This window comes from Paenibacillus sp. BR2-3 (genome assembly GCF_046529485.1).
In the GTDB taxonomy this organism is placed as follows: Bacteria; Bacillota; Bacilli; order Paenibacillales; family Paenibacillaceae; genus Paenibacillus_AQ.
Genome location: NZ_CP126311.1, coordinates 4936291 through 4948977, shown reverse-complemented (window position 1 = coordinate 4948977; position 12687 = coordinate 4936291). Strand labels below are relative to the sequence as shown.

Sequence of the window (12687 nt, the reverse complement as noted above, 5' to 3'; positions counted from 1 at the left end):
CTTCGATCCGAAAGCAGACCGGACAATACCGGGATCTTAGTTGTATCACTCGTTTTCTAAAAGAATCCACCTGGTGCAAGAACCGTGTTCAGCGGCGGCGTATACAATTTCTAATTGAGCGGATTCGTCGATCACGCCGGAACAAAGGAGACACGCGAACCCTGGTTTCTTCATCATTGATGATACCAGTTGCAAGAAAGACAAGAGCACCAAACGAATGGAAGGCTTGGACTTTCATTTTGCTCACGACGATGGCAAAAGCCAATGGTCGCATTGCCTCGTCACGTCTCATCTGGTGACCGATGGCTTCTCCCTGTCTTGGGATTTCCGTCCCTACTTTCGGAAGGAATACTGCGAGAAGCATAATCTTCCGTTCAAAAGCAAAAATGACTTGGCCATCCAAATGATCGAGGATTATCCGGCCTCTGATGATGAGCTCGTTTACGTACTGATGGACAGCTGGTATACGAGCGAGAAAATCGTCAACGCCTGTAATGCCAAGGGATTTCACATTATCGCGGCTCTCAAAAGCAACCGTTTGATCGCTCCTGCGGGTATTCGGATATCGTTAGCAGATTTTACCTCCCAGTACGTCCGAAAGTCTGATCTTCGTTCCGTTACCACGGAGAATCGAGAGACGTACTGGATTTACCAATACGAAGGCCCTGTGGCTGATATCGAGAATGTCAACGTCCTGATGTCTTGGGAGAACACGTATGAGTCCGGTAAGAACCCTTTCTTTATTCTGTGTACGGATAAGAGTCTGGATGTCGTGACCATCCTGCGCTATTATGATGTACGCTGGCACATCGAGACCGGCTATCGTTACTTCAAGGATTTAATGGGCTTTGACCACTACCAATTGTGGTCGTTTCAAGCGATCGAGCGGTTTTGGGTGATTCAATTTTTGACACAAAACTTCGTCGAACTGCAGCGCTATGAATGGTCAAAAACGAACGCCCAATTAACGTTTGGAGATGTCGTAAGACGGATTCGCCAAGATTACTTTGGACAACTGGTCGTGTATGTGTACGAGCAGGCATTGGCGAAAACACCACTTTTCGATGTTTTGAAACGGTTGAAGCTCACCGCCTGAACACCATTTTTGGCTTCACGCTACCAGTATGCCCTTTGGGGCTAGACGATCTGTGTTTTTGCAAGACTCAAGTTATTAAAAAACTGTTCGAAAGCTGGAGCAGTGTCTTCTTTCTGCCGCCTGCAAATCCCACGTGTTCGTCCGCTTGTATATCCAAAAATGGAATATTTGGGAATGAAGGCATGATTAAGTCCTCCAACGATAATCATCAAATGTGTAAAAAATAAGCTAATGTAAGGAAGGGGCCTCCTGCAAAGGGTGGCCCAACAGCTTGCCGCCTATTGTTTAACCTTGCTGCCGTTTCCTCCTATGCAATGATATGCTAAATCCGATGAACGGGAGGAACGTAAAAATAAAACACACAAACATGAATAGCCCCAGCCCGGTAAAAATAAAAGTGTCCCATTCAATCCAGTTGGCTACAATAATGAAGACTATCATTAAACTCATCGGAACCAAGGACCACTTGCCATATTGTTGTCTGTTCCTGCTAAGAAGCTCTATTTCGGATTCCGAATCGCTGAATATGGGAGATGAGCCTGCCTTTGCTCTAAAAATCTGATATCCGCTCTCGGCTACAATGGGTGTCCATCCGCTGGCTTCGTAAAAAGACATCATTTCAGGATTTATGCGCTCCTCCAAGTTCAAGGAATAATCAAAGTCATGCGGCAGACCTTTTTCGAAGCGGTAGAAAATGCCCCTCATCCCGGTTACATGCCAGCCCTTTTGACTCATTTTTTTAAGCAAATTCATATCGCTCACCGGTGCCATTGCCAATCCGCCGCTCATACGATATTTAGCCATTTATTTACCCTCCTTAATGAAATGCTTTTTGGCAATTTCAACTATACTTATTCTTCTATTGAAATTTTCGAGGAGTATTATCTTCGTCTCTGATTTGATATGAAATTTTCGAATCTTCCTCACTAGTTTCCGCAATCCAACCGGCATTCTTTAACTTTCTAAGTGTTGTATACATCGTTGCTGGGCCGATATCGACGTTGCCCTCAGTCATATCTTGAATGACTTGCATAATTCTATAGCCATGTATCGGCTCAAGTGTTGCCAACAAAATCAGAAAGATACTTTCTGTAAGCTCACCAGATTCGTAGGGGCTTGTTCTAGCCACTGTGTTACCTCCTATATCCATCATTGATATATCCGTCAAGTGAATAAACAGATTTTCGGCTCAACCATCTGTCCATAGGTCTCGTTTGGTTTGCTGTAAGGAATAAAAAAAGGATAGTCCTATATATTCATGGACTACCCTTCATTAAACTCGCCGTTGTAGACAGCACGGTGAGCCCTACCACAAGTAACGGCAATTTTTACGAATTCATTTGCCGATCCCAAAAAGTGGTTTGAAAAAAAGAGACTTATATCACTGCCCCAATACTCACATCGCAAGTAATATGTTAAAATACAAAAGGCAACACCGCTTCATTAACTTCATAATTCGCAAGCTATGATTGCTATGGATCACACTATAGCAGGAGCAGCTTCTGGAGAGACTGCGGGAAACCGCGGCGCCGAAGGGTTCACAATCTCAGGCAAAAGGACAGAAGAGTACTGAATATTTATTTGTCATGCTGATCGTTATTAGCAGGGCAAGTACTATTTAATATTCTTATGAACCGGGAGATTGGATGACATCCAATCTCTTTTTTTTATTGGCATTAACGTTTTGCATTCAGAAGGGGGAACTAGGTAATGGCACAACAAGAATTAAAAAGAGAGCTGGCAAACCGGCATGTTCAACTCATCGCCATCGGCGGCACCATTGGTACGGGATTATTCTTAGGTTCGGGTAGAGCGATCCAACAGGCAGGACCATCTATCATGATTACGTATTTGATCGTGGGTATCGCCGTGTTTTTTGTAATGAGAGCGCTAGGAGAACTCCTGTTGTCTAAAGCGGGTTATCAATCTTTTACGGATATTGCCGAAGACTATCTTGGATCCCGGGCCGCATTCATAACCGGTTGGACGTATTGGTTTTGTTGGATCATGACAGCTATGGCTGATGTTATTGCGGTCGGCGTATATGTACAGTATTGGTTTGATATCCCGCAGTGGGTACCTGCCATCGTCTGCTTAATCATTCTATTGGGATTCAATCTATTAAATGTGAAAAATTTCGGAGAACTCGAATTTTGGTTTGCTTTAATCAAAGTTATCACGATTCTCGCATTGATTGGCACCGGGGTCGTTTTGCTGGTGATGGGATTAAAGACGGATGCAGGAACTGTGACGGTCAAGAACCTTTGGGAGCATGGGGGAGTTTTCCCGAACGGAATTACAGGCTTTTTACTCTCCTTTCAAATGGTTGTATTCGCCTACGTCGGTGTGGAATTAGTGGGTGTATCGGCAGCGGAAACAGCGGATCCCGAAAAAAATATTCCATCGGCTATTAATAAAATTCCTCTAAGAATTCTATTTTTCTACGTTGGCGCGCTGTTCGTCCTGCTATGCATTAACCCATGGACGGAGCTCAATCCGTCAGAGAGTCCTTTTGTTAAAACATTTAGTTTAGTAGGGATTCCGATCGCCGCAGGGATTATTAATTTTGTCGTATTAACTTCTGCCGCTTCCGCTTGTAACAGCGGGATGTTCTCCACAAGCCGGATTCTCTATAGCTTAAGCAAGAAAGATCAGGCGCCACCTCATTTTGCCAAACTGAACAAAAACCATGTACCAGGGAACTCGTTGTTCATTTCCACACTGGTCATATCCGTGGGAGCGCTCTTGAGTAAAATCATTCCGGGGCAGGCTTTTGGCATCGTGACCACCATCAGTGCAATTTGTTTCATCTGGGTGTGGGGGGTCGTTCTCGTATGCCATATCAAGTATAAGAAGACCCGGCCGGAATTACAGGCTAAATCCAAATTCAAAGCCCCTTTTACACCATTTATTAACTATGTGGTCTTAACGTTGTTTGCCGGAATTCTCATCATTATGCTGTTCGCAAAAGATACACGTCCGGCCTTATTGTTCACACCTCTGTGGTTTATTCTATTATTGGTGCTCTATTCATTCGGAAGCAAGAAGGGGAAAGAAGAGAAAAAAGCAGCATGAAAAATGGCGGTACAGGGATTAACTCCTTGTGCCGCCATTCTATTTAATGGATTATACCAAGCCTCAGGCGTATCTGCGAATCGTAGCAGCCAGTTGATCGGCGATGTGATGTACTCCTGCAGCAAGGTCGCTGCGGTCAAAACGCAGTCTTACAAAACGCTCATCTGCATCAAGCGCTTCGGCGAACAGGCCGGCGAGCCCGCGTGCCTTACGGTCGACCTGCATCAGCAAGCTGACGCCATTCTCATCCGGATAAAAGATGAATTCGAGTTCGTCCAGTTGGCCGCGGAACATGGAGGTAGGGACAAACTCAAACTCCTGGACAAAAGGCAGCCCGTTTATTTTGCCGTAATGAGGCGCATGCTCACAGCTTACCTCACGAAGTCTGAATCCGAGCTGATTGACTGCATCTAGAATAATAGCAGAATGCGGATGTGGCATGACTTGAAGACGATCCTCATCTGTCGGATCAAGCGCTTCCTTGATATCAAGGCCGGTGTGGATCCACACGGGTGTTCTGCCCGTTGTCACCGGGGTAAAAGCCGGAATCTGAAAGGAGACGGGGAATTCATAGACTTTGTCCGCCTCTGCGGTGAACTTCTCAGCGAGCAGAAATTTGGCCAAAGTTGCTTCCACATTTGTCTTTGAATTATTATGTTCCTTCACATAATGCGTTTTGACAAAAGCGTAAACGTCATCGACCTCCTGATCCACGCGGCCACCTTCGATCCGGACGACACCGCTGATGATATCCCCAGCGCTCACCGTATCTTCATGAAGCATAAGATTAACCTTGGCGGCACCAATTCCGGCGCTCGCCAGCATACGTTTGAACATGGACAATGTAAATATCCCCTCTCTTTTCGTTACATACCCCATCATACGCATAGATAATATCTGAGGTTTCAATTGTTAGGGACTGCCCCGTTTGACAGCATCGAGAGGATATCGCTCAATTCAATGACCGTGGTAGCTCCCAGTATTTCGGGACCAACTCTGGCTTTTCTTAGTCACGCATATATGCTGGCTAAAAATATGGCAGGAAGCATAGATCTGATTAGGGTGTTCTTTATATATAATAATAAATGAAATGAGACAGTATTTTTCAACCCCGAGGTGGAATATTATAGTCGGACAAGCTAAAAAAGAAAAGATAATGACTTAAAGGTCTTTGGGAAGAATAGTCAAAGGGTAACGGTACAATCAAAACCCTTAACACGGGAAATCCACGGCTTTAGTGAACTTAGTTGTAAGCGGCGACTTTGTCATCACCATTCTAAACATAGAGAGGAGAAGTACTGTTGGATTCACTTTGGTTGGAGTATGCATGGGCATTACTGATTCTTATTGGATTGGAAGGTTTGCTGTCGGCGGATAATGCCCTTGTTCTGGCGGTTATCGCGAAGCATTTACCGGAGGAGCAGAAGAAGAAAGCCATCAATTATGGGATCATTATGGCTTTTATTTTCCGCTTCGCCGCTCTGTTTGCGATATCATTTATTGCGAACGTCTGGCAAATACAGGCGATTGGAGCTGCTTATCTTCTATACCTCGGGTTAAAGCACGTAATCAAAGCGCGCTTCGGCAAGGAAAACGAGAACATTCGCGAGGACGTAAAGAAAGATGCTGCAGGCAAAGGCTTTTGGCCAACAGTAGGAAAAATTGCTCTTGCGGATCTCGCCTTTGCGATTGATTCCATTCTTGCTGCAGTAGCTCTGGCACTGGGTCTTCCAGATTCACCACTTGGTGATTTCGGCGGCATGGACGGAGGAAAATTCATAGTAGTCGTGCTTGGCGGAATCGCTGGGCTCGTCCTGATCAAATTCGCGGCTGCATGGTTTGTAAAGCTGCTGGCCGAGCGGCCAGCTCTAGAGACTACGGCTTACGCGATCGTGGCATGGGTCGGCGTGAAGCTTACTGTGATTACCCTGGCCCATGAAGATATTGGTGTGCTGGATTATCATTTTCCGCATAGCACAGCCTGGACCCTAATCTTCTATGGTGTGTTGGTTGCGATAGCCCTTCTCGGTTGGTTTGCGCCTGCGAGTAAAAAACATTCACAGGCTGATCAGCTCTAGGTTCAACTCCAGATTGCCCGAGAATAAGTAATAAGCTTTTTCATAAGTAGCATCCGCGATCCCGATTGCATGTATGGTTCTCTGGAAGAATCATTTAAATTACATCAATCAATATTATATATGCAATGAGGAAATGGATAAATGTGTACAATTGGATCTGTTACTCCCCATTAAATCAAAGTTTAAAGAATCATAATAGATACGAATTTCTCCGAGAAATCCGTCTCGCCCAAGAGAAATTAGCGAACAGGAAGCAACCATGAAGACGGACGTATAATACAGTTCAAATCAAGAAAAACCTTAGAGGAATGAGAAAAAAGAGCGCAAAAGGCTGCGCTTCCTTGGCGGAGCCTGAAGCATGGCGACTGCAGTCGGGTGAATCTCTTCACGTGATGAGTGGGTTTTGCTGCTTGGCTTCTGAATAGTTTCTAAGGATGCAGCTAATTGTTTGATCATCTGGCGTAGGTCTTCGAGTTCCTCGCGCTGCTGGAGCAGCTGTATCGAGACGATTTCGTCAGCTTTCTGATTAAGTGAGCGTTCGATATAATCAATGCGGTAAACCATATCTTTTATAGATTTATCATGTGTGTGCAGGGGACTCTTATCTTGCAGTGGCTCTGGTGGCTGCTTGTTCGTTACGAGATTAATGCGTTCCAACGTTTCCCCGTGATCGATTCGGTCTTTAATATGAATGAGAAGGCCAATTTCCTGCTCCGAGAATATATAGTGGCCAAACCGGTCCTTTTGAAAGAAATTAGGGAAATTGAAGGCCCAACGTTTAATAGTAGTTTGGCTAACGGAAAGCAGATCTGCGGCATCCTTCGTTTTCAAAATATCCATTTTAATTCCTCCGCTTCGGGTGTTTTGTTGTAAATAATTCGCTGTTATTAAGCGACTCCCTTCACGGGTGACAAAGGTAGTGCTGATTCGCTAAACAAAGTGTTATTACGAGCAAATCATGCAGTAAATATTCAAGTTTAAGGTTCAGTGAGCAAAGTATTTTTATAGAAGTGTCTATTTTAATAGTTAACTGGTCTAACTTTACTTATAATATTAAATTAGCGTAATGTTTATAATAAAGCCCAAAACGTGAGATATATTCTTTTTTAGCAAGAGAGGCCGAAAGGGAGTTATGCCTTGTTTGAAACCTTACTGTTGAACTTCTTGTTTTTACTCTTTCCCGTTGTAATAGTTCTCATTTTTTTTGAAAATAGACCACATTCGTATAATAGAAAAATTCTTATTGTACTATCGGCAGTGACGATGATTCTTTGTATTGCCAAACCTATTAAACTGGAAATCGGATTTATTTTTGATTTAAGATACATTCCGTTTATTATCGTGGCACTTTATGGAGGATACAAGAATGTTCTCCCGTTATATTTAATATTAAATATCTACCGGTTTTATTTAGGTGGCGATGGGACTATTTATTCGTTTCTTTTTTCAACAGCTGTATTTATTCTGGTACCGTTAGTAAGTAAAAAGTTTTTAAAACTAAATTCTAAAAGCCGAAAAATAGTGGCAACCGTTATTTCTTTTCTTACCATGGGAGTTTACCTAATCATTTTAAGTATTATTTTGGGGACATTAGATAGACAATTCTGGATTCTCACCTTTCATGCATTAACGACTTATGTTGGGGTGATGAGCATCATTATGCTCTTAATAGAGCAGATCATTACTAATATTAAAAATCGTGACCGGATTCTACAATCGGAAAGATTAAATGTCGTCAGTGAGTTAGCGGCCAGTGTTTCTCACGAAATAAGAAATCCGCTTACGGTTACCAGTGGTTTTCTACAACTTTTAAATAAATCAAAAACCATAACACAGAAGGAAAAAGGATATATAGAATTATCTTTACAAGAACTAAATCGAGCGGAAAAAATAGTTAGCGATTATCTTTCATTTGCCAAGCCACAATCCGAAAACATGCTTTATTCCAACATGAAAGTGGAGTCAGAGTATACAAAAAATCTCATTATACCTTATGCCACGATCCATCAAGTGGAGGTCCAATTTAGTTTCAACAACTCGTTAAATAAAAGTTATGATCGGAACCAAATCCAGCAATGTTTAATTAATCTATATAAAAACGGTATCGAAGCAATGAAAGATAGTGGCGGCGGTACTCTATTCATTGATATATCGGAAAGAAAGCAAAATATCATTATCCGTATACAGGACACAGGAATTGGAATGACAAAGGAAGAAATATCGCGTCTGGGTAAGCCGTATTATTCTACAAAAGAAGAAGGAACGGGTCTTGGTATGCTCATGGCCTACAGTGCAATCAATAAAGTTAAAGGAATCATTGAAGTCGATAGTGAAAAGGGCAAAGGCACAACATTTCTTATAACAATCCCTACTTAAATGCCTTGTGGAAGTAAAAGCCGGCGATTTAATTTCACCTGAGCCCTTTTGCCGCCAGAATAATGATATTTATAGTTTGGTGTTTACCTTGATGAAACTTGTCTAAACTTTTGACATGGAGAGGTGAATACCGTGAAGGATAAGGAAATATTGAAGCTCGTAGGAACCCGGATTCGTGCTCTTCGGAAAGAGAGGGGTTTGTCCCAAGAAGCTCTCGGAGAGAAGGGCGGATTTCATTTTTCATACATAGGGCAGATTGAACGCGGCGAGAAGAACGTATCTTTATTAAACTTGAATAAGATTGCAGAGTCTCTTGAAGTCAATTTGATTCAGCTATTTGCATATGTGAATGAAGAGATGGTGGTTACATCAGCGGAGAACGATTTTCAAGACATTGTGGGTTTGCTTCGTGAAGCAAATGAAGAGAAGATACGGCTGGCTAAAAATGTGCTGAGAGAAATTTTAAGAGGCAACGCTTCCACATAACCAGTGTTTGACTATTTCCCCATCCCATAATAAATTTATATAAGATGCATATAACAAGGCCAAAGCATGGCCGTGACCTGACCAATCAGAGGCGTATCCCCGGCACAGGGGAGAACTGCCTCTTTTTTGTGTTACTTATTGCGTGGTTGATTTCATAACTCTATTAGTCATGACAGGAGTACGAAGATGAATGAAGAGCTTATAAGCATGGATTGGAGCAGATTGGCTGTGTACACACCTCGCAGGGCTTGGAGTTCGATTATGTCGGAGTGATCATTGGCAATGACTTGAATTATGACCCGGAGCGCATGCAGATTTATGCGGATTACGAGGAATATAAGGATACGATGGGGAAGCGCGGATTGAAGAAAACTGAGGGACTACATAGAGGGACAATTAAATCGGATAGTGGCAGAAGCTGCGCAATAATATTATTTTTTCTAAGGAGCATATATGACATCGATTATTGGATTTATAGTAGCTATTATCGCCTTATCCATCTTGTCTGGTCTGATGCAAGGGAGTAAGAAGAAGAGAAAGCGCAGTGCAAGGAAGCGGCAAATGCCAGTTAAGAAAACCGCAAACTTCAATCGTTCTTCCACAACATGCAGATCGGCCGAAGTCATTCTAATGCTTGGCGGACGCATCAACCTGTTCAAGCCGGGCAAGGATCTGGTGGACGAGGTGCTGGAGGCCGGCAAACGCGGCCCGCTGCTGTTGACAGCCACAGTTCGGCTCCATTGAGTTAGAAGAAACGCCATCAACCATAATCTGGCTGGTGGCTTTTTAGGCTATAAGGCGTCCATCCTTTGGTGGTCGTCTTTCGTTCAAAAAAGCCTCCCCTTGGTAAAATGGATGTTTCGAGCAACCATTCAAAGGAGGGCTTCTTTTGAACAACAATATTAAAATTTCCCGAAAAAGGCATTCCGATAAATATCCGCAAGTTCTTTGACTAGGGGCATGCGGGGATTGGCCGTTGTGCATTGGTCCTCGAAGGCGCGATCGGCGAGATAGTCGACCTTCGATTCAAAATCGGACGGATCGAAGCCGAGATCCTGGAATTTCTCCGGAATGTCGAGCGATTGGTTCAGCTTGCGAACAGCCATAATCAAGCTGTTAACCCCCTCTTCCGTGGTGCGGGCTGCCAATCCGAGCATTCTGGCGATTTCCGCATAACGCTCATCGGCGATGAAATAGCGGTATTTCGGGAACGACGCGAATTTTGACGGCTTCTGGGCATTATACCGAATGACATGCGGCATCAGAATTGCATTTGTACGGCCGTGTGCCGTATGGTATTCTCCGCCCCATTTATGCGCCAAGCTGTGGTTAATGCCGAGGAAGGCATTTGCGAAAGCCATTCCGGCGATCGTTGACGCATTATGCATTTTCTCACGAGCAATCGGGTCAGCCGTTTGAAATGATTTTTCCAGGTACTGAAATACAAGCTTGATGGCATGCAGCGCCAAACCATCGGTATAGTCACTGGCCATGACGGAAACATAGGCTTCAATGGCATGCGTCAGCACGTCCATCCCGGTATCCGCAACCGCTGTTTTCGGCAGGGTATAGACAAGCTCCGGATCAATGATCGCCACGTCCGGTGTCAGTTCGTAATCCGCAAGCGGATACTTGGTATGTCCTTCTTTTTTATCCGTGATTACCGCAAACGAAGTCACTTCCGAACCCGTCCCTGACGTCGTCGGGATCGCGACGAATTGGGCTTTTACGCCTAATCGCGGATATTTGTAGACCCGTTTACGGATATCCAGGAACTTCTGTTTCAGCGAATGGAAACTCGTATTCGGGTATTCGTAAAATAGCCACATCGCCTTAGCCGCGTCCATGGGCGACCCGCCCCCCAGTGCAATGATGCAGTCCGGCTTGAAGTTTTCCATCATTTGAGTCCCGCGTTTAACCGTCTCCACAGACGGATCTGGCTCGACATCGGCAAAGATTTCAATAGAAACTGGCTCCGAACGTTTTCTCAAGTAATATTCGATTTTTTCCACGTAGCCCAGCTTCACCATTATTTCGTCGGTAACGATAAGCACCTTGGAAATGTTAGGCATTTTCTCGAGATACTGCGTGGACCCTTTTTCAAAGTAGATCTTAGGCGGAATTTTGAACCACTGCATATTCACCGTCCGGTATGCGACACGTTTGATGTTGATTAGGTTGACTGCAGATACATTGGAGGTGGTCGAGTTTTTGCCGTAGGATCCGCAGCCTAAAGTTAGTGACGGTAAGTTGGTGTTGTAAATATCCCCGATAGCCCCCTGAGTCGAAGGAGAATTAACAATCACACGTCCGGTCTGTAACCTTTTCGCAAAGGCCTCGATTACCGTCTTGTCCTTCGAGTGAATGACCGAAGAGTGGCCCAAACCGCCGAAAGCGACGATTTCCGATGCACGATCAATGCCCTGTTCGGCCGATGTTACCTTATAGCATGCCAGAACGGGGCTTAGCTTCTCGGCGGACAGTGGGAAGTCCGTTCCTACGCCTTCCAATTCGGCAACAAGAATTTTCGTATTCTTAGGTACCTGAAGACCGGCCATCTCGGCAATTTTATAAGCAGGCTGTCCGACAATAGCGCCATTGACGGCACATCTCTCCCCGGTGATCACCAAATTCGATACCGCCTCTGTTTCCGTTTTATCTAGAAAATAGCAACCGTTGTCCGTCATCATTTTGCGAACTTGGTCATAAACCGGTTCCTCGATGATGACGGCTTGCTCGGAAGCACAGATCATGCCATTATCGAAAGTTTTGGAAAGAATAAGATCGTTGACCGCTTGTCTCGGGTCAGCCGTTTTTTCGATAAAACACGGTACATTACCTGGTCCTACACCAAGGGCGGGCTTGCCTGTACTATAAGCAGCCTTTACCATGGCCGACCCACCCGTAGCGAGGACTAGGGCTACATCCGGATGGTTCATGAGCATCTGAGTCGCTTCAAGCGACGGATTCTCAATCCACTGCACGCAATGTGCCGGCGCTCCTGCTGCTACTGCCGCATCGAGCAGCGTTTTTGCCGATTCCCTACTACATTTCTGCGCGGACGGATGAAAAGCAAAAATGATGGGGTTGCGGGTCTTCGTGGCAATCAGCGTTTTAAATATCGTCGTGGAGGTCGGATTGGTTACGGGCGTAACACCAGCAATAATGCCAACCGGTTCGGCTACCCGCTGGTAATTTTCATAAGGATTTTCCTCAATAATCCCGACGGTTTTGTCATTTTTGATGCTGTGATAAATGTACTCTGATGCAAAAAGATTCTTCGTGATTTTATCTTCGTACACGCCGCGTCCGGTTTCTTCAACCGCCATCTTGGCAAGCAGCATATGCTTGTCCAGTCCTGCAAGTGCCATTGCTTGCACAATGCGGTCAATCTGTTCTTGATTCATTGAGAGGAACGTTTCTTGCGCAGCCCTTGCACGGGTAACCAGACGGTTGACCTCATCCTGTACGGAATGATTCTTCTCTGTCATGCTTTCCTTGCCTTCTGTCTGGCTTTGTTTGACAGCCATCATTTTTCCTCCCTGCCATCCTACTCGTGGTGGTTTAATTTAGGTT

12 protein-coding genes and 1 riboswitch are annotated in these 12687 nt (G+C 44.5%); of the genes, 7 read left to right on the top strand and 5 right to left on the bottom strand.

Annotated features, from left to right (window positions below):
• Positions 1-130 precede the first annotated feature (130 nt).
• The gene (locus PaeBR_RS23725; protein WP_410515294.1) at positions 131-1096 is read left to right on the top strand and encodes an IS701 family transposase; all 966 of its coding nucleotides are present in this window, start codon (positions 131-133) and stop codon (positions 1094-1096) included.
• A 285-nt stretch (positions 1097-1381) separates the two neighbouring features.
• Here the strand turns inward: PaeBR_RS23725 and PaeBR_RS23720 are convergent, their stop codons facing one another.
• Positions 1382-1900: a DUF2812 domain-containing protein gene (locus tag PaeBR_RS23720; RefSeq protein WP_410512879.1), complete on the bottom strand. Its 519-nt coding sequence runs from the start codon at positions 1898-1900 to the stop codon at positions 1382-1384.
• 55 nt (positions 1901-1955) lie between these two features.
• Positions 1956-2225 carry a PadR family transcriptional regulator gene (locus PaeBR_RS23715; RefSeq protein ID WP_410512878.1) on the bottom strand — a complete coding sequence of 90 codons (270 nt, stop codon included), beginning with the start codon at positions 2223-2225 and terminating at the stop codon, positions 1956-1958.
• 363 nt (positions 2226-2588) lie between these two features.
• Positions 2589-2668: riboswitch (glycine riboswitch) on the top strand.
• Positions 2669-2806: 138 nt separating this feature from the next.
• Here PaeBR_RS23715 and PaeBR_RS23710 point away from each other — a divergent pair.
• Entirely contained in the window at positions 2807-4171 is a 1365-nt protein-coding gene (locus PaeBR_RS23710) for an amino acid permease (RefSeq protein WP_410512877.1), read from the top strand.
• A gap of 63 nt (positions 4172-4234) precedes the next feature.
• Here PaeBR_RS23710 and PaeBR_RS23705 read toward each other — a convergent pair whose 3' ends face one another.
• Complete coding sequence (locus PaeBR_RS23705) at positions 4235-5059, bottom strand: sporulation protein (protein WP_410512876.1); 825 nt, start codon at positions 5057-5059, stop codon at positions 4235-4237.
• A 413-nt stretch (positions 5060-5472) separates the two neighbouring features.
• On the opposite strand from PaeBR_RS23705, the gene PaeBR_RS23700 reads away from it, so the two are divergent.
• A complete protein-coding gene (locus PaeBR_RS23700; protein WP_410512875.1) occupies positions 5473-6249 on the top strand; it encodes a TerC family protein in 777 nt (258 codons plus the stop codon).
• Positions 6250-6549: 300 nt separating this feature from the next.
• On the opposite strand, the gene PaeBR_RS23695 is transcribed toward PaeBR_RS23700, so the two are convergent.
• Entirely contained in the window at positions 6550-7089 is a 540-nt protein-coding gene (locus PaeBR_RS23695; protein WP_410512874.1) for a hypothetical protein, read from the bottom strand.
• A 297-nt stretch (positions 7090-7386) separates the two neighbouring features.
• Here PaeBR_RS23695 and PaeBR_RS23690 point away from each other — a divergent pair, with 297 nt between their 5' ends.
• The 4 genes from PaeBR_RS23690 to PaeBR_RS23675 all read left to right on the top strand — a co-directional run bounded on the left by PaeBR_RS23690 (position 7387) and on the right by PaeBR_RS23675 (position 9855).
• The gene (locus PaeBR_RS23690) at positions 7387-8625 is read left to right on the top strand and encodes an ATP-binding protein (RefSeq protein ID WP_410512873.1); all 1239 of its coding nucleotides are present in this window, start codon (positions 7387-7389) and stop codon (positions 8623-8625) included.
• A 132-nt stretch (positions 8626-8757) separates the two neighbouring features.
• A complete protein-coding gene (locus PaeBR_RS23685) occupies positions 8758-9111 on the top strand; it encodes a helix-turn-helix domain-containing protein (RefSeq protein WP_410512872.1) in 354 nt (117 codons plus the stop codon).
• A 212-nt stretch (positions 9112-9323) separates the two neighbouring features.
• On the top strand, positions 9324-9638 hold the full coding sequence (locus PaeBR_RS23680) for a DNA/RNA helicase domain-containing protein (protein WP_410512871.1): 315 nt from the start codon (positions 9324-9326) through the stop codon (positions 9636-9638).
• The gene (locus tag PaeBR_RS23675) at positions 9565-9855 is read left to right on the top strand and encodes a hypothetical protein (protein ID WP_410515303.1); all 291 of its coding nucleotides are present in this window, start codon (positions 9565-9567) and stop codon (positions 9853-9855) included. Before PaeBR_RS23680 ends, PaeBR_RS23675 begins: the two co-directional genes overlap by 74 nt.
• Before the next feature lie 158 nt (positions 9856-10013).
• Here the strand turns inward: PaeBR_RS23675 and adhE are convergent, their stop codons facing one another.
• Positions 10014-12602, bottom strand: a complete 2589-nt coding sequence (gene adhE / locus PaeBR_RS23670; RefSeq protein WP_410515293.1) for a bifunctional acetaldehyde-CoA/alcohol dehydrogenase — start codon at positions 12600-12602, stop codon at positions 10014-10016.
• Positions 12603-12687: the final 85 nt, after the last annotated feature.

Coding starts and splice junctions, on each gene's coding strand:
- PaeBR_RS23720 (WP_410512879.1), bottom strand. CDS start 1,900: ATGGCTAAATATCGTATGAGCGGCGGATTGGCAATGGCACCGGTGAGC.
- PaeBR_RS23710 (WP_410512877.1), top strand. CDS start 2,807: ATGGCACAACAAGAATTAAAAAGAGAGCTGGCAAACCGGCATGTTCAA.
- PaeBR_RS23705 (WP_410512876.1), bottom strand. CDS start 5,059: ATGCGTATGATGGGGTATGTAACGAAAAGAGAGGGGATATTTACATTG.
- PaeBR_RS23695 (WP_410512874.1), bottom strand. CDS start 7,089: ATGGATATTTTGAAAACGAAGGATGCCGCAGATCTGCTTTCCGTTAGC.
- PaeBR_RS23675 (WP_410515303.1), top strand. CDS start 9,565: ATGACATCGATTATTGGATTTATAGTAGCTATTATCGCCTTATCCATC.
- adhE (WP_410515293.1), bottom strand. CDS start 12,602: ATGACAGAGAAGAATCATTCCGTACAGGATGAGGTCAACCGTCTGGTT.